This is a genomic window from Phenylobacterium hankyongense (assembly GCF_003254505.1).
GTDB lineage: Bacteria > Pseudomonadota > Alphaproteobacteria > Caulobacterales > Caulobacteraceae > Phenylobacterium > Phenylobacterium hankyongense.
On the sequence record NZ_QFYP01000001.1, the window covers coordinates 898684 to 920087 of the forward strand.

Consider the following 21404-nt stretch of genomic DNA (forward strand, 5'->3'; position numbering starts at 1 on the left):
TTGCGCGGGGATGAGCGGCTATTTGTGCGCGAGTCGAACTCAGCAGGTGGCGCCGCCGTCGACCACGAGGGTCTGACCGGTGGTCCAGGCGCCGGCCCGCGACGCCAGGTAGACCGCCGCCCCGGCCAGGTCGTCGGGTTCGCCCAGGCGGCGCAGCGGCGTGCCGGCGCTGGCCCGCTTCTCGCCCTCCGGCGTGTCCCACAGCGCCTTGGCGAAGTCGGTCTTCACCAGGCCCGGCGCGATGCAGTTGACCCGGATGTTGTCGGGCCCGAGCTCCTGGGCGAGGTTGCGCGCCAGCTGCATGTCGGCGGCCTTGGAGATGCAGTAGGCGCCGATCACCGTCGAGCCGCGCAGGCCGCCGATCGACGAGACGATGATGACCGCCCCGTCCTTCCGCGCGCGCATCTCCGGGGCGACCATGCTGATCAGCCAGTTGTTGGCGATGATGTTGTTCTCGAGGATCTTGCGGAACGCCTCGTCGGAGATCTCCAGCTGCGAGCCGTAGTAGGGGTTGGAGGCGGCGTTGCAGACGACGATGTCGATCTTGCCGAACGCCTTGCGGGTCTCGTCCACCAGCCGCTGCAGGTCCTCCTTCGAGGAGATGTTGGCCGGCACGGCGATGGCGTGGCCGGGGCTCCTGGCGTTGATCGCGGCGGCGACCTCATCGCAGGGGCCGGCCTTGCGCGAGGAGATCGTCACCTTGGCGCCGTGGGCCGCCATATGCTCGGCGATGGCCTTGCCGATGCCGCGCGAGGAGCCGGTGATCACCGCCACCTTGCCGGTCAGGTCGAAGAGGCCGCCGGCCACGACCCGGGCCTTGTCCATCACCTCGCTCATGACGCGCGCTCCCTCTGAAACAGTTGTTTGACTTGCGGTCATTTGCGGCGAGGGCCGCCGCGCGGTCAAGCGGTCCGAACTGAATCGCCTGCGCCCGCGTTTCGCGAGTCTGATTAAGGGGATGCGAGGACCGAGATGGCCACCCGACCGACTTGGCAGGGCTACCTGCGGCTCAGCCTCGTGAGCTGCCCGGTGGCGCTCTACACCGCCACCACGCGCAGCGGCGAAGTGCACTTCAACATGCTGCACAAGGAGACCCACAACCGGATCAAGATGGTCGCCACCGATCCGGAGACCGGGCCGGTGGACCGCTCCGACATCGTCAAGGGCTACGAGATCGAGAAGGGCCGCTACGTCGTGGTCACCGACGACGAGATCAAGAACGTGCGGCTTGAGACCACCCGCACCATCGACATCGAACGGTTCGTCGGCGAGGACGAGATCGACCGCCTGTACTGGAACGACCCCTACTTCCTGGCGCCGGACGGCGACATGGCGGTGGAGGCTTTCGCGGTGATCCGCGAGGCCATGACCAAGGCCGGCAAGGTGGCGCTGGGCCGGCTGGTGATGCACCAGCGCGAGCGGCTGATGGCCCTGGAGCCGCGCGACAAGGGGATCTTGGCCTACACGATCCGCAACAAGCGCGAGGTGCGCGATCCACAGGAGATCTTCGCGACCATCAAGGACGTGAAGCCGCCGCCGCAGATGATCGAGATCGCCGCCAAGATCATCGAGCAGCAGGAGGGGCCCTTCGATCCCAGCCAGTTCACCGACCGCTACGAGGACGCGTTGCGGACCCTGATCAAGGAGAAGGAGAAGGGCGCCACCGTCACCGCGCCGGCCGAGCCCAAGGAGGCGGAGGTCATCGACCTCATGGAGGCGCTGCGGCGCAGCCTGGGTCAGGGCGGCGGCGAGCGGCGCAAGCCGCCGGCCAAGACCGCCGGCTCGCGCACCGCGGCCAAGACGGCGGCTGCCAAGCCCACCGCCAAACGCGCGCCGGCCAAGAAGCGGGCCTAGGCTTGGTCGCCTGAGCCGCTACTTCAGCTTGCGGATGGCGTCGGCCAGCGGGCGCTCGGCGTCGCAGTAGTCGGCCCAGGCCTTGGTCTTCTTCAACAGGGCCGGGGCGGTGCGCAGGGTGTATTTCTTCGGGTCCAGCCCCGGCTTCACGAGGTTCCAGGTCAGCGGGAAGGACACCGGCGCGTGCTCCCGCGCCCTAGGCGACAGCGGCGCGACCGCCGTGGAGAGGCGGTCGTTGCGCAGGTAGTCGAGGAAGATCCGGCCCACCCGCTTGGCCTTGGCCATGTTGACCACGTAGCGGTCCGGGGCGTCGGCGGCGATCGCCAGGCAGACGTCCTGGGCGAACGTCTTGGCGGTCGGCCAGTCCATCTCGCCCTTGCCTCCCTTCAGCGGGGTGACCACGTGCAGCCCCTTGCCGCCGGTGGTCTTGCAGAAGGCTGCGAGGCCCAGTGCCTCCAGCCGTTCCTTCACCTCCAGCGCGGCCTCGATCACCCGCGTGAACGGGATGGCCTCGTCGGGGTCGAGGTCGAACACCAGCCGACCCGGGACCTCCGGCTGGAAGGGCTGGCAGTTCCATGGGTGGAACTCCACGGCGCCGGACTGGGCGAGCGCGGCCAGCGCCTCGATGCGGTCCACCTGCAGGTAGGGCTTGTGGTCGCCGAACACCTGCACCTCGGAGATCAGCGCCGAAGAGCCCTTGCCGGCGTGCCGCTGGAAGAACCGCTGCTCCCCGAACACGCCGTCCGGGGTGCGGATGACCGAGCAGGGACGACCCTTGATGTGCTGCATCATCCAGGGGCCGACCGTCTCCAGGTAACGGGCGAGGTCGAGCTTGGTGACCGGCCGGCCCTGGCCGTCGTCGGGCCACAGCGCCTTGTCGGGATTGGAGATCAGCACGCCCATGACGTTGTGGTCGGCGGCCTTGACCTTGGCTGACGCGTGGGGCCTTGGCGTCGCCTTGGGCTTTGCCGCGGCCCGGGGCTCCAGGTCGGCGAGGTCGACCTCGCCGATCGGCGCGGGCGTCTCGGCCTCCACCTGGTCGGGGGGCTTGTCTTCGCGCAGCGCCTTGAAGGCGGCCTGGCGGACGTTGCCGTCGCCGGTCCAGCCGGCGAACTCGATCTCGGCCACCAGTTCGGGCTTGGCCCAGTTGACGTTGGGCTCCTTGCGCGGCGCCCCGGGGCCGCTGAACGGGCTCTTGTCGGAGGCGACCGTCTCCAGTCGGGGCAGCACGCGCGCGACCTTGTCGCGGCCGAAGCCCGTGCCGACGCGGCCGACGTAGACCAGCCTGCCGTCGCGATGGACGCCGACCAGCAGCGAGCGCAGCTGGCCCGGCTCGCCCGTCCAGCCGCCGATCACCACCTCGTGGCCCGCCCGGCACTTGGACTTCAGCCAGGTGTCGCTGCGGTCGGAGCGGTAGGGCGCGTCGAGCTTCTTGGAGACGATCCCCTCCAGCGACATGCGGCAGGCCGACTGTAGCACCGCGTCGCCGCCGGTCTCGAAATGCTCGACGTAGCGGATGTGACCCTTGCCGCCAGCGGGCGTCGCCAGGATCGCTTCCAGGCGGGCCTTGCGCTCGCGCAGGGCCAGCGGCCGCAGGTCCTGGCCCTCGGCGAACAGGAGGTCGAAGGCGAAGAACACCAGGTCGTCGGTCTTGCCGTCGGACAGCGCGGCCTGCAAGGCCGGGAAGTCGGGCGCGCCCTGGTGGTTCAGGGCGCAGGCCTCGCCGTCGACCAGACAGTCGGGCAGGCCCGCCGCGTCCCGGGCGATCTCCTTGAATTTCGCCGTCCAGTCGAGGCCGGAGCGGGTCTTCAGCGTCGCCTTGCCGTCCTCGACCCGCAGCTGCAGCCGGTAGCCATCGAACTTGACCTCGTGCGCCCAGCCCGACCCCGGGGGCGGCCGGTCCACGGACCTGGCCAGTTGCGGCGGCACGAAGCCCGGCAGGGCGGCGGCCTTCAGCTTCGGCGGCGGCGGCGCGCGCAGCGGGGCGGCGGCGGGCGGCGGCTCCGTCTCCGCCCGGTCCGATTGCCAGACGCCCTTGGCCGAGGCCCGCCCGGCGCGGCCGGTCATGAACGGCTTCGGCCCCTTGCCCTTGCCGGCGGCGATCGCCTCCATGGTCCGGCCCGAGGCGACGGAGGTGGTCTCGCCCTCCACCAGCAGGTCGCCGTGGCCCTCCTGCGCCCAGCCGTCGTGGTGCTTGATCAGCAGCCAGTTGTCGCGCTTCTCGCGCGGCCGGCGCTTCATCCGCACCAGCACGTAGCCGCCCTTCAGCCGGTCGCCGGCGAGGATGACCTTCAGGTCGCCCTTGCGCAGGCCCTCGTGCGGATCGGTCCCGGGCTCCGGCTCCCAGTAGCCGCGGTCCCACAGCATCACCGTGCCGCCGCCGTACTGGCCCGCGGGAATGGTGCCCTCGAAGTCGCCGTAGTCGAGGGGATGGTCCTCCACCTCCACGGCCAGCCGGCGGTCGTGCGGATCGAGCGAGGGGCCCTTGGTCACCGCCCAGGACTTGAACACCCCGTCGAGCTCGAGGCGGAAATCGAAGTGCAGCCGGGTGGCGTCGTGCTTCTGGATGACGAAGCGCCGGCGCTTGGAGGGCTGGACCTTCGCCTCGCCGCTGGGCTCCTCGGTCTTGGCGAAATCCCGCATCGAACGGTAGCGGTCGAGCTGTTTGTCAGCCATCCGGGCTCCTCAGCTGGCCAGCGCGGTCCGCCTTTGCTCGGTGCCGGCGAGCGCGGCGACGTAGGCGTCCCGCCAGGCGGTGACGTCCTCGCGCTGGACGTTGTCGAACAGAGCGCGCCAACGGCGGATTCGCTCCGGCAGTTCCATGGCCAGCGCCTGCTTCAGCGCCTCGGCCACCTCCTCGGGGCTGTTCGGATTGACCAGCAGCGCCTGGTCGAGCTGCCGCGCGGCGCCGGCGAAGCGCGACAGGATCAGCACGCCGGGGTCCTCGGGGTTCTGCGAGGCGACGAATTCCTTGGCCACCAGGTTCATGCCGTCGCGCAGCGGCGTCACCAGGCCGACGCGGGCGGCGCCATAGATGCCGGCCAGCTCATCGCGGCGGTAGTTCTTGTTCACGTAGCGGAACGGCGCCCAGTCGATGTCGGCGAACTCGCCGTTGATCCGGCCGGACAGCGCGTCGAGCCGGCCGCGGATTTCCTGGTAGGCCTCGACCCCCTCGCGGCTGACCGGGGCGATCTGCAGCATCAGCACCTCGCGGCGGATGTCCGGATGGCCCGCCAGCAGCCGCTCGAAGCCGATGAACCGCTCCTCCAGGCCCTTGGAATAGTCGAGCCGGTCGACGCCGACGATCAGGTGGCGGAACACCGTGCAGGCGGCCATCAGGTCGCGCATCCGCCGGGCCCGCGGCGAGCGCAGCATGCGGGCGAAATCCGCCGCGTCGATGCCGATCGGAAAGGCGCCCACCTGAAGCTTGCGGCCGAACGCCTTCAGATGTCCCGGAGAGGTCTGGGCGCCGCCCGCCTCGGCCAGCACATATTCCTCGAAGGCCTGCCGGTACTCGACGGTCTGGAAGCCCACTAGGTCGTAGTCGAACAGCGCCTGCACCAGCAGGCGGTGGCCCGGCAGGGTGGTGAACACCTGATGCGCGGGCCAGGGCACGTGCAGGAAGAAGCCGATCCGGTTCTTCACCCCCAGCTTGCGCAGTTCCCGGGCCATCGGGATCAGGTGGTAGTCGTGGATCCAGATCAGGTCGTCGCGCTCGATCAGCGGCCGCAGGGTCTCGGCGAAGCGGATGTTCACCCGCTCGTAGCCCTCGCCGTAGGCGCGGTCGTAGGCCGCCAGGTCGGTGCGGTAGTGGAACAGCGGCCACAGCGTCTTGTTGGCGTAGCCGTTGTAGTACTCGTCGACGTCGATCTCCTCGAGGTCGACCGTGGCCACGGTCACCCCGTCGACCTTCTGCATCGCCAGCTGGCCGTTGAATTCCGGCGTGGTCTTGCCGCTCCAGCCGAACCACAGGCCGGAGTATTCGCGCAGCGCCGCCGCCAGCGCCATGGCCAGGCCGCCGACGCTCTCCTCGCCCTTGCCGCTGGGCGGGTTGACGCGGTTGGAGACGACGATCAGCCGGCTCATAGGGCGGCCTCCAGCCAGGCCAGGGCCTCCTCGACCCCCGGCAGGCGGAACTTCGCTTCCGTGGCGCGTGGGGGGCCGATCAGGACGCCGAGTCCGCCGCGGGCCTGCACCGCGGCGAAGCCGTGCTCGTCGGTGTCGTCGTCGCCGACGAAGACCGGCCGCGCGCCGGCGAACGGCGGCTGTCCCAGGAAGGCCTCGACGCTGTCGCCCTTGGTGGGGCCGGGCGTGCGCAGCTCCTCCACCATGTCGCCGTGCTGCAAGGTGAGGCCGGTCTTCGCCGCCAGCTCCTGGGCCAGCGCCTCGGCGGCCGGGCCGTGGGCGCGGGCCAGGCGGTAATGCAGCGCCACGCTCAGCCCCTTCTCCTCGACGATCAGGCCCGAGTCGCGGGCGGCGAAGTCGCCGAAGCGGCGGGCGACCTCCGGCAGGTCGGGATGCGGCGCGGCCTGGTGGATCGTGCCGTCGGGCTCGCGGCGGACCAGGCCATGCACGGCGGACACCGCGGTGATGCGGCCTTCCAGGATGCGGTCCACGTCGGCGAGGGTGCGGCCGCTGACCACCGCCAGCCGGCCGCCCAGCGTCGTCTCCAGGCGCGCCAAAAGGCTGGTGCGCCGCGGGTCCGGGCGGACGTCCTGCGGCCGCGCGGCGATCGGAGCCAGCGTGCCGTCCAGGTCCAGGAAGAGGGCGGCTTGCGCCAGCGACAACGGCTTGGGCGGCGGCAGGGCGATGGTGGTCTCGTCGAACGTCATGAACCGGATCGCCCCTAATCCCGGAGACAACGCACAGGCCGCGCTGTCGATCCCAGCTTCACCATGATCGGCCCGTCAGGCCTTGACGGCGGGGGCCGCAATCCGCGCTATGCGGTCTTCGACAAATCACGGAAAGGTGAGCCGATGGCCGAGACGCCGCAGGCGGATGCGATCGTGCTGTTTGGCGCGACGGGCGACCTGGCCAGCCGGATGCTGCTGCCTTCGCTGTATTTTCTCGACGCCGACGGCTTCCTGCCGGACGGCTTTCGGGTGATCGCCACGGCGCGGGCCGAACTGTCGCGCGACGCGTTCGTCGAACAGGTTCTGCACCTCATGCAGAAGCGCGCCGAAGGGCTCGACGACAAGGTCTGGGCGCGGTTCGCCGCCCGCCTCGACTACGTCGCCGCCGACGCCACCACGCCGGAAGGCGCCAGCGTCCTGAAGCCGCTGCTGGAGGCGGCCAAGGCGCCGATCTTCTACCTGGCCCTGTCGCCCAGCCTCTACGGCCGGGTCTGCGTCGCCCTGGCGGCGGCCGGCCTGACCTCGCGGGACTCGCGCATCGTGCTGGAGAAGCCGATCGGCCGCGACCTGGAGACCTCCAAGGAGATCAACGTCGCGGTCGGGGCGGTGTTCGGCGAGGACCGGATCTTCCGCATCGACCACTACCTGGGCAAGGAGACGGTGCAGAACCTGATCGCCCTGCGGTTCGCCAACACCCTGTTCGAGCCGCTGTGGAACAACCTGACCATCGACCACGTGCAGATCACCGTGGCCGAGACGGAAGGGGTGGGCGACCGCTGGCCCTACTACGACGAGTACGGCGCCCTGCGCGACATGCTGCAGAACCACATGCTGCAGCTGCTCTGCCTGGTGGCCATGGAGCCGCCGTCGGACATGGAGCCGGACTCGGTGCGCAACGAGAAGGTGAAGGTGCTGCGCAGCCTGCGCCCCTTCACCCGCGCCGAGGTCCAGGCCGCCAGCATCCGCGGCCAGTACACGCCCGGCGTGGTCGGAGGGAAGACCGCCGCCGGCTACGAGCAGGAGCGTGGCCAGGCCAGCGGGACCGAGACCTTCGTGGCCCTGCGCGCGGACATCGACAACTGGCGCTGGGCCGGGGTGCCGTTTTTCCTGCGCACCGGCAAGCGGCTGCCCGAGCGGCGCACCCAGATCGCCATCCAGTTCAAGGGCGTGCCGCACTCGATCTTCGGCGGCTCGGCCAAGGACGACCTGACCGCCAACCGTCTGGTCATCGACCTGCAGCCGGACGAGGACATCGAGCTGCTGCTGATGAACAAGGCGCCCGGCATCACCCAGGGCGGCATGCGGCTGCAGTCCCTGCCCCTGTCGCTCAGCCTGCTGCGCGCCTACGAGGGCCCGGGCGCGCGCCGCAGGATCGCCTACGAGCGGCTGCTGCTGGACGTGATCCACGGCAATTCGACGCTGTTCGTGCGCCGCGACGAGGTCGAGGAGGCCTGGCGCTGGGTCGACGGCGTGGCGGCGGCCTGGAAGGACGCGGGGCTGACGCCCAAGCCCTATGCGGCCGGCAGCTGGGGCCCGTCGGGCGCATTCGCCCTTATCGAGCGTTCGGCCCGCGCCTGGCTCGACTAGCGGCGTATAGTGCCGCGGTGCCCTGGCACGGGTCGGGGCGGCGCTGGCCCCGGTGTTGGGTGGGCGCCTGCGGAAGGAGCCCTCTGATGGCGACGGTGGAGAAGTCCAGGTGGCAGGCGGCCACGGAGTTGCTGAGCCGGGAGATCCACGGCCAGCCGGCCAGGCTGGAGGTGGCGTCGTTGCGGATCGGCGACCAGATCGAGGCCGAGTGGTCGCCGCTGCGCGGAATCACCTACGACCCCAAGGACGACCTCTTCGAATTCCAGTTCGAAGACGTGGACCATCTGGTGCGCCATCCGCGGACCTTCGCCGTGCGCGAGCGCGAGGGGCTGGCCGACAGCCTGGCGGTGGTCGACGACGAGGGCGCGGAGCACATCGTCCAGTTCCGCGAGCCCTTCCCCCTGCCGCCGACGCCCGTCTAGCGAGTGTGGGCTAGCCGGTGTGATCCCCCGCCGACAGCGGCGTGGGCTCGCCGAACCGGCTGGGCGAGTCGCCCAGCGCCAGGCGGATCGCTCTGATCTCCGGCGCGATCTCCAGCGCCTGCACGACCTCGTAGAAGGCCGCCTTCTCGTCGAGCGCCTCGCCGCGCGACAGGTGGTCGGCGACCAGGTCCTCGATCCGGCTGATCATGGCGTCGGCCGCCTCGAGCGCCCGACGCAGCTCCTCGGGGCCGCCGTGGCCTTGGGTGGGCTCTGTCATTCCCATCCGACGTGCGAAGCCGGTGAAGGTTCCGCCTAGCCGCACAGTCCGTCGGGCAAGGCGGCGGGGCCGCGGCGGGGGACCAGCTTGATCTCGTAGAGCTTCGGCCACAGCTTGCCGGTGACGAACAGCCGGTCGTGGGCCGCGTCATAGGCGATGCCGTTGAGCACGGCGTCGGGGTCGGCGGGCGCCGCGGCGACCAGGGCCGAGAGGTCGATCCAGCCGGTCACCCGGCCGCTGGCGGGATCGATGCGGGCGATCAGGCTGGTCTGCCAGATGTTGGCGTAGAGTTCGCCGCGCACCCACTCCAGTTCGTTGAGGTTGGCCACCGGCCGGCCCTGGCAGGTGACGCGGATGCGCCCGGTCTCGGCATAGGTCTGCGGATCGAGGAAGCGGATGTCGGGGGTGCCGTCGCTCATGATCAGCCGGCGGCTGTCGCGGGTCAGGGCCCAGCCCTCGCCGGGGTAGCGGAAGCTCGCCCGCGGCGCGAAGCCGGCGAGGTCGTAGACGAAGCCCACCTGCGAGCGCCAGGTCAGCTCCACCAGCCGGTCGTTCCAGGCGACGATCCCCTCGCCGAAGTACTGGGACGGAATGGCGCGCTGCCGCACCACCTGGCCGGTCTTCAGCTCGACCTTGCGGATCGAGGACTGCCCCTCCAGGCCGGTGCTCTCGTAGAGGAAGCCGCCCAGGTAGAAGAGGCCTTCGGTGAACGCCTGCGGATCGTGCGGATAGGCGTGGACCACGCGCGCGCCGTAGACGGGAATCGCCGCCTGGGCCTGGGCGCACAGCGCCGCCGCGGCCAGCGCCAGGCCCAGAACCGCCGCCCTGATCGACCGAAAAGCCATGATCCGCCCTGCACGCGCCCCCGCGTTCCGGCTTGGTAGCGGCTGGCGCGCGGTCAGGCTAGCGCACGCTGCTCCACGGCTTCGACAGCAGGGTGGCGCAGTTGATCAGGCCGACCAGGGAATAGGTCTGCGGATAGTTGCCCCACAGCTCGTCGCCGGTGAAGGAGATGTCCTCCGACAGCAGGCCGGCGGCGGTCCGGCGGGCCAGCATCTCCTCGAACAGCTGGCGCGCCTCCTCGGAGCGGCCGGAGAGGTGCAGGGCCTCGATCAGCCAGAAGGTGCAGAAGTTGAACGCCGTCTTCGGCTCCCCGAAGTCGTCGGGAATGGCGTAGCGCAACATGAAGCGGCCGCGCCGCAGGCCCTTCTCCACCGCCTCCATGGTGGCCCGCATCCGCGGATCGTCCGGCGAGGCGAACCGCACGTCGACCAGCTGCAGCAACGAAGCGTCGAGCTCGTCGCCCCCGAAGGTGGCGGCGTAGCGGCCGAGCTCCGGGTTCCAGGCGCGCTCTTCGATGGTGGCGCGGATCTGCGCGGCCTTGTCGTTCCAGTAGCGAGCGCGCTCGGCCAGGCCCAGGCGGTCGGCGGCGTTGCCCAGCCGGTCGCAGGCCGCCCAGCACATCACCGAGGAATAGGTGTGCACCGCCTCGCGGCCGCGGAACTCCCACAGACTGGCGTCGGGCTTGTCGTGCAGCTCGAAGGCCCGCTCGCCGACCGGCTCGAGCGCCTGGAAGTCCGCGGCGTTCGCCGGCCTGAACAGCCGCTCGTCGAAGAAGGCCTGCACGGTGGACAGCACGATCTGGCCGTAGACGTCGTGCTGCAGGTGCTCGTGCGCCTGGTTGCCGACCCGCACCGGACCCATGCCGCGATAGCCCGGCAGGTGCGGCGCGATCCACTCGGTCAGCACCGGCTCCAGGCCGACGCCGTAGACCGGCTGCACGTGGCCGGCCTTGCTGCGGTCGACCACCACCGTCGGCGCCAGGCCGCGCGGCCCCGGCAGGCTGGGCGTCAGGCCTTGGGTGACCGTGGCCTGGATCGGCTGCCGCTCGCCGTAGGCCGCCTGGTCCACCAGGTTGCGCAGGTAGCGCAGGTAGTTCTCCAGCATGTCGGCCGCGCCCAGGCGGTTGAGGGCCTGGACCACGTAGTAGGCGTCCCGCAGCCAGCAATACCGGTAGTCCCAGTTGCGCGCCGTGCCAGTGGCGTCCGAATGCTCGGGGATCGAGGTGGTCAGCGCCGCGACGATGGCGCCGGTCTCCTCGTAGGCGCACAGCTTGAGGGTGATGGCCGCGCGGATCACCGCCGCCTGCCACTCGAGCGGCACCGACAGCGTCCGCACCCAGCCGCGCCAGTAGTCGGTGGTCTCGCGCAGCATCCGAGCGGTGGTGGTGGCGACGTCGGAATCGAACCCCTCGTCAGGGCCGAGGAACATGGCGATCGGCTCTTCCAGTCGGAAGGTGCGCTCGGCCTGGATATGGCTGACCGGGGCGTCGGTGGTGAGCCGCAGCGTCGCTTCGCCGCCCACGTAGCGGATGTGGTTGGAGCCGACCGTCTGCACCGTCGGCCGCGCGCCATAGTCGTCGGTGGGGCGCAGGCGGATGGTGATCCTGGGCGTGTCGCGCAGCGGCCGGACCAGCCGGATGAAGGCCAGCGGCCGGTAGACCCGGCCGAGCTGGCGGTAGCGCGGGCAGAAATCGATGATCTCCACCGCCGCGCCCGAGGCCGCGGTGACCACGGTGCGCAGGATCGGGGTGTTGCGCAGGTATTCCTGGGTGGTCTCGACCGCGCCCTCGACCTGGATGTCCCACAGGCCCTGCGCGGCGTCGGCCGCCGGATCGATCCCGCCGAGCAGGGCGGAGAAGAACGGATCGCCGTCCACCCGCGGCACGCAGGCCCAGACGAAGCGCCCATCGCGGTCGATGAGGGCGCTGGCGGTGCAGTTGCCGATCGGGAACAGGTCGAGCGTCTGGGTCAATGCGGATCATCCGGCCGTGGCGAGGGATCATTTCGAGGGCGCCCCGTTTCCCCCTCGACGCGGCATAAACGTCTCTTGATAAGCTTGGCTCCAGAAGCTGTGCGAGTCGCTTCTGCGTTGTGCCTGCGTCCCCGACCCGACAGATGGAAGAAACCGGATGATCCGAGCCCGCCGCGCCCGCATCGTCGCGACCCTGGGCCCCGCCAGCCGCGAGCCTGCGAAGATCCGCGAACTCGCCCAGGCGGGCGCGGACGTCTTCCGGGTGAACTTCAGCCACGGCGCCCACGCCGACCACGCGCGCACCATCCAGTCGGTGCGCAAGGCCGAGCAGGCGATCGGCCGGCCGCTGGCGGTGTTGGCCGACCTGCAGGGCCCGAAGCTGCGGCTGGGGGAGTTCGCCGACGGCATGGTGCGCCTGAAGTCCGGCCAGAGCTTCCGCATCGACCTGAAGGCGGCCCCCGGCGACGCCGCGCGCATCGGCGTGCCGCATCCCGAGGTGTTCGCCGCGGTCCGCGCCGGTTCCCAGATCCTGCTGGACGACGGCAAGGTGCGGCTGCGGGTGACCGCGCACGGCGCGGACTTCGCCGACACGGTTGTCGAGGCCGGCGAGCAGCTGTCCGACCACAAGGGCCTGAACCTGCCCGGCAACGCCATCCCGATCCCGGCGCTGACCGACAAGGACCGCCTGGACCTGGCCTTCGCCCTCAAGCAGGGCGTCGACTGGGTGGCGCTGTCCTTCGTGCAGCGCGCCTCCGACATGGCCGAACTTCGTCGCCTGGTCGAAGGCCGCGCCGCGGTGCTGGCCAAGATCGAGAAGCCGGCCGCCCTGGACGTGCTGGATGAGATCCTCGACCTCTGCGACGGCATCATGGTGGCCCGCGGCGACCTCGGCGTGGAGCTGGCGCCCGAGGAGGTGCCGGTGGTCCAGAAGCAGCTGGTCCGCGCGGCCCGCCTGCGCGGCCTGCCGGTGATCGTCGCCACCCAGATGCTGGAATCCATGACCCACTCGCCGACCCCCACCCGCGCCGAGACCTCCGACGTGGCCGGCGCGGTCTACGAGGGCGCCGATGCGGTGATGCTGTCGGCCGAGAGCGCGGTCGGCGACTATCCGGTGGAAGCCGTGGCGATGATGGACCGCATCATCACCCGCGTGGAGAACGATCCCCGCTGGCCGGAGCTGATGCGCGCCGAATACCCGGTCGAGGACGCCGACGCCGACGCCCTGGTGGCCGCCGCCCGGCGCGCCGCCGAGGCCGCCTCCACCGCCTGCCTCGCCACCTTCACCACCACCGGCCAGACGGCGCTGCGCCTCGCCCGCGAGCGGCCCCTGCAGCCCACCCTGGCGCTGACCCCGAACCTGTCCACCGCGCGCCGCCTGGCGCTGGCCTGGGGCGTCGAACCGCGGGTGGTGCCGGAGATCCTCGACCCCGAGGACCTGGCGCGGGTGGCCGTCGAACAGGCCGTCGAGACCGGCCTCGCCGGGCCCGGCCAGCGGGTGCTGATCCTCGCCGGCCTGCCGATGGGCTCGCCGGGCGCCGCCAACATCCTGCGGCTGGCGCACGCGCCCCGGCGGTGAGTCGCCCGCCCCGGCGTGGCCGCGCGGAAAAATGGCAGCGCAAGCCGGGTCGCACGCGTTAAACACCCCGGATGCTGGAGACCTACCCCAAAGTCGCCGCCCTGGCCGAGGCCGCCGCCCACGCGGTGGAGGCCTGCCTGGCGGACGGCCTGAAGACCCGCGGCCGGGCCAGCCTGGTCGCCACCGGCGGCCGGATGCCGGGCCCGGTCTACGATCGGCTGCGCGAGGCCCGCATCGACTGGGCCCGGGTGGTGGTGACGCTGTCCGACGAGCGGTCCGTGGAGCCGGACGCGCCGGAGTCCAACGCCCGCCTGCTGCGCGAGCGGCTGTTCGTGGGCGAGGCGGCCAAGGCCCACTTCCTGCCGCTGACCGACTATGCGGAGCCGGCGCTGAAGGCGCTGGCGCCGTTCGACGCGGTGCTGCTGGGCATGGGCGAGGACGGCCACGTGGCCTCGCTGATCCCCGGCAGCCCGGCGCTGGCGCAGGGCATGGATCCGGCCGGCGAGCGGATGCTGCTGGACGTGCCGGCCGGCGTCGGCTCGCCGCCGCTGGCGCGGACCAGCCTGACCCTGGCGGCGCTGTTGCAGGCCCGGGCCATCTTCCTCTTGATCTCCGGCGCGGCTAAGCGGGAGGTGCTGGCCCGCGCCGAAGCCGGGGCGGAGCTTCCGGTGCGCGCCCTCCTCGCCCAGGCGCGCGTTCCCGTCAGAGTCCTCTGGGCGCCGCAGTAGGATAGGTCCCATGCATCCGGTCACGGCCGAAGTCACCGAGCGGATCGTCGAGCGCAGCCGCGACAGCCGCGCCGATTACCTGGAGCGGATGGAGGCCGCGCGCCACGCCGGCCCCGGCCGCGCCAAGCTGTCCTGCGCCAACTGGGCCCACGCCTTCGCCGCCGAGTCCGACGGCGACAAGCAGCGGATGCGAGACCCCACCGCGCCGAACGTGGCCATCGTCTCGGCCTACAACGACATGCTCTCGGCCCACCAGCCGCTTGAGCGCTTCCCGGCGATCATCAAGCGCGCCGCCCACGAGGTCGGGGCCACCGCCCAGTACGCCGGCGGCGTGCCCGCCATGTGCGACGGCGTCACCCAGGGCCGGCCGGGCATGGAGCTGTCGCTGTTCTCCCGCGACGTGATCGCCATGGCGACCGCGGTGGCGCTGACCCACGACGCCTTCGACGCGGCCCTGATGCTGGGCGTCTGCGACAAGATCGTGCCGGGCCTGACCATGGGCGCCCTGGCGTTCGGCCACCTGCCGGTGATCTTCGTGCCCGGCGGGCCGATGACCTCGGGCATCTCCAACGCCGAGAAGGCCCGGGTGCGCGCCCTCTACGCCGAGGGCAAGGCGACGCGCGAGGAACTGCTCGACAGCGAGATGAAGTCCTACCACGGGCCCGGCACCTGCACCTTCTACGGCACCGCCAACTCCAACCAGATGATGATGGAGATGACCGGCCTGCACCTGCCGGGCGCGGCCTTCGTGACCCCGAACACGCCGCTCCGCGACGCCCTGACCGCCGCCGCCCCGAAGCGGGCGGTGGAGATCCGCGACGGCGGCAACGACTACACGCCGATGAGCGCGGTGGTGGACGAGAAGTCGATCGTCAACGCCCTGGCCGGCCTGCTGGCCACCGGCGGCTCGACCAACCACACCCTGCACCTGGTGGCGATGGCGCGGGCCGCGGGCGTGCGGATCACGTGGGAGGACTTCGACGACCTCTCGCGGATCACCCCGCTGATCGCCCGGGTCTATCCGAACGGCTCGGAGGACGTGAACGCCTTCCACGCGGCCGGCGGCATGGCCTTCGTGATCCGCCAGCTGCTGGACGCCGGCCTCGTCCACGAGGACGTGGCGACCGTCGCCGGGCCGGGGCTGCGCCGCTATCAGCAGGAGCCCTTCCTGGACGGCGGCAAGCTGGTCTGGCGCGAGGGCACGCCGGTCTCGCTCGACCGCGACATCCTGCGGCCGGTGGACGACCCCTTCCAGCCGGAAGGCGGCCTGCGCCTGCTCACCGGCGGCCTCGGGCGGGCGGTGATCAAGACCTCGGCGGTCAAGCCGGCGCATCTGGTGGTCGAGGCCCCGGCCTTGGTGTTCGACGACCAGGACGACCTGCTGGCCGCCCACAAGCGCGGCGAGCTGAACCGCGACTTCGTGGCCGTGGTCCGCTTCCAAGGCCCGAAGGCCAACGGCATGCCGGAGCTGCACTCCCTGACCCCGGCGCTCGGCGTCCTGCTCGACAAGGGGTTCAAGGTGGCGCTGGTCACCGACGGGCGGATGTCGGGCGCCAGCGGCAAGGTCCCGGCCGCCATCCACGTCACCCCGGAAGCGGTCGACGGCGGGCCGCTGGCCCGGGTGCGCGATGGCGACATGATCCGGCTGGACGCCGAGAACGGCCTGCTGGAGATCCGGGTTTCGCAGGAAGAATTGATGAGTCGTGCGCCGGCCGTGGCGCGGGCCTCGGGCTTCGGCTATGGGCGTGAGCTGTTCGGCTGGATGCGCCGCGCCGCCGGGCCCGCCGACGCGGGCGCCTGCAGTCTGTTCGAGGCGGCTTAAGTGAAACCACAGTACGAAGGTCTGGTCGGCGACGTCGGCGGCACCAACGCCCGCTTCGCCCTGGTGGACGCCCAGGGCCACGTCCGCCACCCCCGCAGCTTCCCGGCGCGCGACTACGCCAGCCTCGCCGACGTGATCGGCGAATACCTGGAGACCACCGCCGGCCGCAAACGCCCGCCGCGGGCGGTGATCGCGGTCGCCGGGCCGGTGCTCGACGGCGAGATCGAGTTCACCAACCTCGACTGGCAGATCTCCGAGGGCGACCTCCTGGCACACTTCGAGTTCGAGGCGGTGAAGCTGCTCAACGACTTCGCGGCCCAGGCGCTGGCCTGTCCGCTGCTGGAGCCGGACGCCCTGCGCCCGATCGGGCCGGTGATGCGGCCGGGCAGCGACTGCCCGCTGGTGGTGCTGGGCGCGGGCACAGGCTTCGGAGTGGCGGGCCTGGCGCGCGGCGACCGCGGCGACCTGGCCGTGGCCACGGAGGGCGGTCACGCCGCCTTCGCCCCCACCGACGAGGTGGAGGTCGAGGTCTGGCGCAGGCTGACCGCCCGGTATGGCCGGGCCTCCATCGAGCGGCTGCTGTCCGGGCCGGGACTCTTCGACCTCTACCAGGCGCTGGCGGACATGGAGCGGGTCAACGCCCCGCTGGCCGATGAGAAGGCGGTGATCGACGCGGCCGCCGCCGGCGACACCCTGGCCAACGCCACCCTCGACCGGTTCTGCGGCATCCTCGGCTCGGTGGCCGGCGACCTGGCGCTGAGCTTCGGCGCCCGCGGCGGCGTCTTCGTCTCCGGCGGCATCGCGCCCCGCATGGCCGACCGTCTGGCCTCGGGCGGCTTCCGCGCCCGCTTCGAGGACAAGGGGCGGCTGACCCCCTACGTGCAGCAGATTCCGACGTCGCTGGTGCTGCATCCCTATCCGGCGATCGTCGGCGCCGCGCGTGAACTCGGGCAGATGGAGCGCCTATGACCCTCGACGAAATCCTGATGCAGGCGCCGGTCATCCCGGTGCTGATCATCGACGACGTGGCCCACGCCGTGCCGCTCGGCCGCGCCCTGGTGGCCGGCGGCCTGACGGTGCTGGAGATCACCATGCGCACGCCGGTGGCCAGCGCCAGCATCGAACGCATGGTCGGCGAGGTCGAGGGCGCGATCGTCGGCGCCGGCACCGTGCTCACCCCGGCCATGCGCCAGGCGGTCGCCGACGTCGGCGGCGCCTTCGCGGTCAGCCCGGGGCTGATCGAGGGCGAGCGCGCGGACGGCCCCGTGCCGCTGCTGCCGGGGATCGCCACCGCCACCGAACTGATGGCCGGCCTGGCCGCCGGGTTCGAGCGCTTCAAGCTGTTCCCGGCCAACATCGCCGGCGGCGTCGAGGCCCTGAAGGCCTTCGCCAGCCCTTTCCAGCAGGTGAAGTTCTGCCCGACCGGCGGGGTCAACGCCAAGAACGCCGCCGACTACCTGGCGCTGCCCAACGTGGTCTGCGTCGGCGGCAGCTGGGTCGCCCCCGCCGACGCGGTGCGGTCCGGCGACTGGGGCCGCATCACCGCGCTGGCCCGCGAGGCCGCGGCGCTGCGCCAGCGCGCGCCGGCGCCCGTCGCGGGCTGACGCCGATGGCGGACGCGCCGCACCCCAACGAGCAGGTCCGCTGGCTGGTGACCGCCCGCGCCCGGCCGGGCGAGCCGGGCTCGGCGACGGTCAGCGTGCTGGCGCGCAACGCCATGGTGCCGGAACTGGCCTTCGACATGATGGTCGACTGGCACCTGGGCGCCGAGGCCCCCGACGTCGAGGGCCGGGCGCTGATCATCCTGTCGCTGCTGTTCAAGGAGCTGGCGGCCGAATGCGAACGCGCCGCCGGGACGCGCTTCCAGGAGGGGTAGTCCTCCGGCTCGTCATCACCCGGCTCGTCCGGGTGATCCAACCCAAGGTCGATCTTCACCAGCTGCGGCCGGCGTCCTGGGCTGGATAGCCCGGACAAGCCGGGCCATGACGACAGCTTAGGAAGCAACACCTCGATATCAGAGCCCCTTGAACACCCCCGCCCGCCGCTCCGCCACCGAGCGCACGCCCTCGGCGAAGTCGTCGGTCACCCGCAGGATGGATTGCTCGCGGTGCTCGATCGCGGTCTGCGCGCGGACCTGGGCGGCCAGCCCCTGGCGCAGGGTCTTGCGGGTGGAGATCACCGCCAGCGGGGCGTTCTCGGCGATCTCGCCGGCCAGGCGCAGGGCGGCGGCGCGCAGCTCCGTCTGCGGAACAACTTCGTCCACCAGGCCCCAGGCGAGGCCCTCCTCGGCCTTGATCCGCCGGCCGGTGAGGAACATCAGGTTGGCCCGCTGCACGCCCACCAGGCGCGGCAGGGTGTAGGTCAGGCCGAACCCCGGGTGGAAGCCGAGCTTGACGAAGTTGGCGACGAAGCGGGCTTCCGGCGCGGCGACGCGGAAGTCGGCCACCAGCGCCAGGCCCAGGCCCGCGCCCACCGCCGAGCCCTGCACCGCCGCGACGATCGGCGTCTCCACCGAGAACAGCCGCACCGCCTGGTCATAGAGGGCCGAGACCCCGCCCATGCCGGAGGCGACGCTGTCGCCGGGGCTGGAAAAGTCGGCCCCGCCGCAGAAGGTCTTGCCCTGGCTCTGCAGCACGATGGCCCGCGCGCCGCGCGTGCCATCGACGGCCTCCAGGGCGTCGGCGAGGTCGCGCATCAGCTCCACGGAGACGAAGTTGTGCGGCGGCTTGTCGATGGTCGCCACCGCCACGTGGCCGTCCATGGCCACCGTCACATGGTCCCCGAACGCGGATTTCATCGTCTCGTCCCCAGAAGGTTGCGGGCCACGACCATTTTGTGGACCTCGGTCGGGCCGTCGTAGATCCGCATGGTGCGCAGCCGCGAGGCCATCAGCTGCAGCGGCAGTTCCTTGGTCATGCCCATGGCCCCGAAGGTCTGCATGGCGCGGTCGACGACCTCCCAGGCCATCTCGGTGGCGTAGGCCTTGATCATCGAGATTTCCTGCCGCACGTCGCGGCCCTGGTCCAGTTTCCAGGCGCAGTCGTAGGTCATCAGCCGCGCGGCGTGGATGCGGGTGGCGGCGTCGGCCACCCACCACTGGATCGCCTGGCGCTCGGACAGCGGCAGGCCGAAGGTCTTCCGCTGCGGGGCGTACTCGCAGATCATGTCCAGCGCCCGCTGCGCCATGCCGATCGACCACGACGCCATCTCGATCCGCCGGGTCCCGAGCCGCAGCTGCATCGGGGCGAAGCCCGCGCCCTCCTGCCCCAGGAGCTTCCAGCCCTCGACCCGGCAGTCCTCCAGCGCGATCTCGTAGGTCGCCGCCCCGCCGATCATCGGGATGCGCCGCAGCACGTTGAAGCCGGGCGTGCCCTTGTCGACCAGGAAGGCGGAGATGCCGCCGCGGGCCCGCTTCTCCCTGTCGGTCACCGCCATGACGATGGTGAAGTCGGCGTCCGCGGCGCGGCTTATCCAGGTCTTTCGGCCGTTGAGGATCCAGTCCTCGCCGTCGCGCTCGGCGCGGGTGACCATGCCGGCGGGATCGGCGCCCGCGCCCGGCTCGGAGATGCCGATCGCCGAGATCGTCTCGCCCCGGACATAGGGCTCGAGGTAGGCCTTGCGCTGCGGCGCGTTCACCGTGGCCATCAGCATCCGCAGGTTCGGGCTGTCGGGCGGCAGGGTGTAGGGCGTGACCGTGCGGCCCAGCTCCTCGTTGACGCCGACCATGGCCACCATCGGCAGGTCGGCGCCGCCGATGTCCTCCGGGGCGTCCAGGCCCCACAGGCCGAGCGCGCGGGAAACCTCGTCCAGCCGCTTGTGCTCGGCGGGGCCGAGACCCAGGCCCTCGCCGGCCGCCTCGCGGGCCAGCACCGCCGGCTCCAGCGGCAGGAGCTCGTCGCGGACGAACCGCGTGACCAGGTCCTTGAGCATGCGGTGCTCTTCGGAAACGTCGAAGTCCACTGGCTTCCCCCCGCATTCTTCGCGATCTTATCAGCGATCATAACGGCCCAAGGCCGACAGGGGAGGACTAAGATGGCGCGAGCCAAGCAGCTGGCGACGGAGGCCACCGGGCCGCTGGCCGGGATCCGCATCCTGGACCTCACCAGCGTCGTCAACGGCGCCTACGCCACCCAGATCCTCGCCGACCAGGGCGCCGACGTGATCAAGCTGGAGGACCCGGGCTCCGGCCGCGGCGCCGGCGGCGACATCATGCGCTGGGCGGGCCATGTGCCGGACGGCGCGCCGCGCGACATGGGCCCGATCTTCCTGACCATCAACCGCAACAAGCGCTCGGTGCTGCTGGACCTCAAGCAGGCCAGCGCCGTGCGGGCGCTGAAGCGGTTGATCCGCAGCTGCGACGTGTTCGCCGCGTCCGTGCGCTACGAGGGGCTGACGCGGCTGGGCCTGGGCTATGAGGACGTCAAGGCGATCCGGCCGGACATCGTCTACGTCCACGCCGCGGGCTACGGCTCGGACGGGCCCTACGCCGGCGAGCCGGCCTACGACGACCTGATCCAGTCCGCCTCGGGCCTGGCCGACATCCTGCCGCGCACGGACGGCAATCCGGTCCCGCGCATCCTGCCGACCCTGGTGGCCGACAAGGTCTCCGGCCTGTTCATGGCCCAGGCGGTGACCGCGGCCCTGCTGCACCGCGCCCGCACCGGCGAGGGCCAGTTCGTCGAGGTGCCGATGCTGGAGTGCGTCACCAGCTTCACCCTGGTGGAGCACCTCTACGACCACGCCTTCGAGCCGCCGACCGGCCAGTGGGGCTATTCGCGGGTGGTCAATCCGCACCGCAAGCCGTTCCGGACCCAGGACGGCTACATCGGACTTCTTCCGTATACGGACAAGCAGTGGGACCAGTTCTTCGAGGTCGCCGGCTGGGGCGACAGCCTCGCCAAGGACCCGCGGTTCTCCGACTACGCCGCGCGCGCCAAGCACACCCACGAGCTCTACGCCCTGGTGGAGACGGTCACCGAAACCAAGACCACCGACGCGTGGCTGGCCTTGCTCAAGCCGCTGTCGATCCCGGTGGTGAAGACCAACCGGCTGGACGACCTGGAGAGCGATCCGCACCTGGCCGCCGTCGGCCTCTTCGAGCAGTACGAGCACCCCGAGGTCGGGACCTACAAGGCGCTGCGCCCGCCGGTGCGGTTTTCCGCCACCCCCTCCAACATCCGCCGCCACCCGCCCCGCCTCGGCGAGCACACCGACGAAGTGCTGGCCGAGCTCGGCGAGGACGAGACGGCCTGAGACTGAAGTTCCTCCCCCGCTGGGGGAGGGGGACCGCGAAGCGGTGGAGGGGGTCGGCGCGAACCTCGGAGGACCCCCTCAGTCGGCTTCGCCGACAGCTCCCCCGGAAGGGGAGCAACTTGGTCGCTTAGTTCCTCCCCCGCTGGGGGAGGGGGACCGCGAAGCGGTGGAGGGGGTCAGCACGAACCTTGGAGGCCCCCCTCAGTCGCTTCGCGACA

19 protein-coding genes are annotated in these 21404 nt (G+C 71.3%); 10 read left to right on the forward strand and 9 right to left on the reverse strand.

What is annotated here, in order from left to right; genetic code table 11:
• Positions 1-39: 39 nt before the first annotated feature.
• The gene (locus DJ021_RS04310; protein WP_111458970.1) at positions 40-825 is read right to left on the reverse strand and encodes an SDR family oxidoreductase; all 786 of its coding nucleotides are present in this window, start codon (positions 823-825) and stop codon (positions 40-42) included.
• Positions 826-972: 147 nt separating this feature from the next.
• Here DJ021_RS04310 and ku point away from each other — a divergent pair, with 147 nt between their 5' ends.
• Complete coding sequence (ku, locus tag DJ021_RS04315; RefSeq protein ID WP_111456371.1) at positions 973-1854, forward strand: non-homologous end joining protein Ku; 882 nt, start codon at positions 973-975, stop codon at positions 1852-1854.
• 18 nt (positions 1855-1872) lie between these two features.
• On the opposite strand, the gene ligD is transcribed toward ku, so the two are convergent.
• From ligD to otsB, 3 genes are read right to left on the reverse strand one after another with little or no spacing between them, the layout of a single operon-like run.
• Positions 1873-4530, reverse strand: a complete 2658-nt coding sequence (ligD, locus tag DJ021_RS04320; RefSeq protein WP_111456372.1) for a DNA ligase D — start codon at positions 4528-4530, stop codon at positions 1873-1875.
• 9 nt (positions 4531-4539) lie between these two features.
• Complete coding sequence (locus DJ021_RS04325; protein ID WP_111456373.1) at positions 4540-5940, reverse strand: alpha,alpha-trehalose-phosphate synthase (UDP-forming); 1401 nt, start codon at positions 5938-5940, stop codon at positions 4540-4542.
• Positions 5937-6686 carry a trehalose-phosphatase gene (gene otsB, locus DJ021_RS04330; RefSeq protein ID WP_111456374.1) on the reverse strand — a complete coding sequence of 250 codons (750 nt, stop codon included), beginning with the start codon at positions 6684-6686 and terminating at the stop codon, positions 5937-5939. Before otsB ends, DJ021_RS04325 begins: the two co-directional genes overlap by 4 nt.
• Positions 6687-6830: 144 nt before the next feature.
• Here otsB and zwf point away from each other — a divergent pair, with 144 nt between their 5' ends.
• On the forward strand, positions 6831-8294 hold the full coding sequence (zwf, locus tag DJ021_RS04335) for a glucose-6-phosphate dehydrogenase (protein WP_111456375.1): 1464 nt from the start codon (positions 6831-6833) through the stop codon (positions 8292-8294).
• An 86-nt stretch (positions 8295-8380) separates the two neighbouring features.
• Positions 8381-8716: a DUF5335 family protein gene (locus tag DJ021_RS04340; RefSeq protein ID WP_111456376.1), complete on the forward strand. Its 336-nt coding sequence runs from the start codon at positions 8381-8383 to the stop codon at positions 8714-8716.
• A gap of 10 nt (positions 8717-8726) precedes the next feature.
• Here DJ021_RS04340 and DJ021_RS04345 read toward each other — a convergent pair whose 3' ends face one another.
• Genes DJ021_RS04345 through DJ021_RS04355 form a run of 3 tightly spaced genes read right to left on the reverse strand, consistent with a single transcriptional unit; the run spans position 8727 to position 11807 of the window.
• Positions 8727-8993: a hypothetical protein gene (locus tag DJ021_RS04345; protein ID WP_111456377.1), complete on the reverse strand. Its 267-nt coding sequence runs from the start codon at positions 8991-8993 to the stop codon at positions 8727-8729.
• 35 nt (positions 8994-9028) lie between these two features.
• Positions 9029-9838, reverse strand: coding sequence for a glutaminyl-peptide cyclotransferase (locus DJ021_RS04350; RefSeq protein ID WP_111456378.1), 810 nt, complete (start codon positions 9836-9838; stop codon positions 9029-9031).
• Between the two features lie 58 nt (positions 9839-9896).
• The gene (locus DJ021_RS04355; protein WP_111456379.1) at positions 9897-11807 is read right to left on the reverse strand and encodes a glycoside hydrolase family 15 protein; all 1911 of its coding nucleotides are present in this window, start codon (positions 11805-11807) and stop codon (positions 9897-9899) included.
• Positions 11808-11964: 157 nt separating this feature from the next.
• Between DJ021_RS04355 and pyk the strand changes: the two genes are divergently transcribed.
• From pyk to DJ021_RS04385, 6 genes are all read left to right on the forward strand, one after another.
• On the forward strand, positions 11965-13383 hold the full coding sequence (gene pyk / locus DJ021_RS04360; RefSeq protein ID WP_111456380.1) for a pyruvate kinase: 1419 nt from the start codon (positions 11965-11967) through the stop codon (positions 13381-13383).
• A 71-nt stretch (positions 13384-13454) separates the two neighbouring features.
• A complete protein-coding gene (gene pgl, locus DJ021_RS04365) occupies positions 13455-14111 on the forward strand; it encodes a 6-phosphogluconolactonase (RefSeq protein WP_111456381.1) in 657 nt (218 codons plus the stop codon).
• 10 nt (positions 14112-14121) lie between these two features.
• Entirely contained in the window at positions 14122-15933 is a 1812-nt protein-coding gene (gene edd, locus DJ021_RS04370) for a phosphogluconate dehydratase (RefSeq protein WP_111456382.1), read from the forward strand.
• Complete coding sequence (gene glk, locus DJ021_RS04375) at positions 15934-16902, forward strand: glucokinase (protein ID WP_111456383.1); 969 nt, start codon at positions 15934-15936, stop codon at positions 16900-16902.
• Positions 16899-17537: a bifunctional 4-hydroxy-2-oxoglutarate aldolase/2-dehydro-3-deoxy-phosphogluconate aldolase gene (gene eda / locus DJ021_RS04380; RefSeq protein WP_111456384.1), complete on the forward strand. Its 639-nt coding sequence runs from the start codon at positions 16899-16901 to the stop codon at positions 17535-17537. Before glk ends, eda begins: the two co-directional genes overlap by 4 nt.
• Positions 17538-17542: 5 nt before the next feature.
• A complete protein-coding gene (locus tag DJ021_RS04385) occupies positions 17543-17809 on the forward strand; it encodes a hypothetical protein (protein ID WP_111456385.1) in 267 nt (88 codons plus the stop codon).
• Positions 17810-17947: 138 nt separating this feature from the next.
• Here DJ021_RS04385 and DJ021_RS04390 read toward each other — a convergent pair whose 3' ends face one another.
• Both DJ021_RS04390 and DJ021_RS04395 read right to left on the reverse strand, forming a co-directional pair.
• The gene (locus DJ021_RS04390; protein WP_111456386.1) at positions 17948-18730 is read right to left on the reverse strand and encodes an enoyl-CoA hydratase/isomerase family protein; all 783 of its coding nucleotides are present in this window, start codon (positions 18728-18730) and stop codon (positions 17948-17950) included.
• Entirely contained in the window at positions 18727-19893 is a 1167-nt protein-coding gene (locus DJ021_RS04395; RefSeq protein ID WP_111456387.1) for an acyl-CoA dehydrogenase family protein, read from the reverse strand. The genes DJ021_RS04390 and DJ021_RS04395 overlap by 4 nt, the downstream gene beginning before the upstream one ends.
• A 72-nt stretch (positions 19894-19965) precedes the next feature.
• Here DJ021_RS04395 and DJ021_RS04400 point away from each other — a divergent pair, with 72 nt between their 5' ends.
• The gene (locus tag DJ021_RS04400) at positions 19966-21186 is read left to right on the forward strand and encodes a CaiB/BaiF CoA transferase family protein (protein ID WP_111456388.1); all 1221 of its coding nucleotides are present in this window, start codon (positions 19966-19968) and stop codon (positions 21184-21186) included.
• The last annotated feature ends 218 nt before the right edge of the window (positions 21187-21404 follow it).

Bases quoted from the DNA above. Each gene is read 5' to 3' on its own strand.
- DJ021_RS04310 (WP_111458970.1), bottom strand. From the start codon at position 825: ATGGACAAGGCCCGGGTCGTGGCCGGCGGCCTCTTCGACCTGACCGGC.
- ku (WP_111456371.1), top strand. From the start codon at position 973: ATGGCCACCCGACCGACTTGGCAGGGCTACCTGCGGCTCAGCCTCGTG.
- ligD (WP_111456372.1), bottom strand. From the start codon at position 4,530: ATGGCTGACAAACAGCTCGACCGCTACCGTTCGATGCGGGATTTCGCC.
- DJ021_RS04325 (WP_111456373.1), bottom strand. From the start codon at position 5,940: ATGAGCCGGCTGATCGTCGTCTCCAACCGCGTCAACCCGCCCAGCGGC.
- otsB (WP_111456374.1), bottom strand. From the start codon at position 6,686: ATGACGTTCGACGAGACCACCATCGCCCTGCCGCCGCCCAAGCCGTTG.
- zwf (WP_111456375.1), top strand. From the start codon at position 6,831: ATGGCCGAGACGCCGCAGGCGGATGCGATCGTGCTGTTTGGCGCGACG.
- DJ021_RS04340 (WP_111456376.1), top strand. From the start codon at position 8,381: ATGGCGACGGTGGAGAAGTCCAGGTGGCAGGCGGCCACGGAGTTGCTG.
- DJ021_RS04345 (WP_111456377.1), bottom strand. From the start codon at position 8,993: ATGACAGAGCCCACCCAAGGCCACGGCGGCCCCGAGGAGCTGCGTCGG.
- DJ021_RS04350 (WP_111456378.1), bottom strand. From the start codon at position 9,838: ATGGCTTTTCGGTCGATCAGGGCGGCGGTTCTGGGCCTGGCGCTGGCC.
- pyk (WP_111456380.1), top strand. From the start codon at position 11,965: ATGATCCGAGCCCGCCGCGCCCGCATCGTCGCGACCCTGGGCCCCGCC.
- pgl (WP_111456381.1), top strand. From the start codon at position 13,455: ATGCTGGAGACCTACCCCAAAGTCGCCGCCCTGGCCGAGGCCGCCGCC.
- edd (WP_111456382.1), top strand. From the start codon at position 14,122: ATGCATCCGGTCACGGCCGAAGTCACCGAGCGGATCGTCGAGCGCAGC.
- eda (WP_111456384.1), top strand. From the start codon at position 16,899: ATGACCCTCGACGAAATCCTGATGCAGGCGCCGGTCATCCCGGTGCTG.
- DJ021_RS04385 (WP_111456385.1), top strand. From the start codon at position 17,543: ATGGCGGACGCGCCGCACCCCAACGAGCAGGTCCGCTGGCTGGTGACC.
- DJ021_RS04390 (WP_111456386.1), bottom strand. From the start codon at position 18,730: ATGAAATCCGCGTTCGGGGACCATGTGACGGTGGCCATGGACGGCCAC.
- DJ021_RS04400 (WP_111456388.1), top strand. From the start codon at position 19,966: ATGGCGCGAGCCAAGCAGCTGGCGACGGAGGCCACCGGGCCGCTGGCC.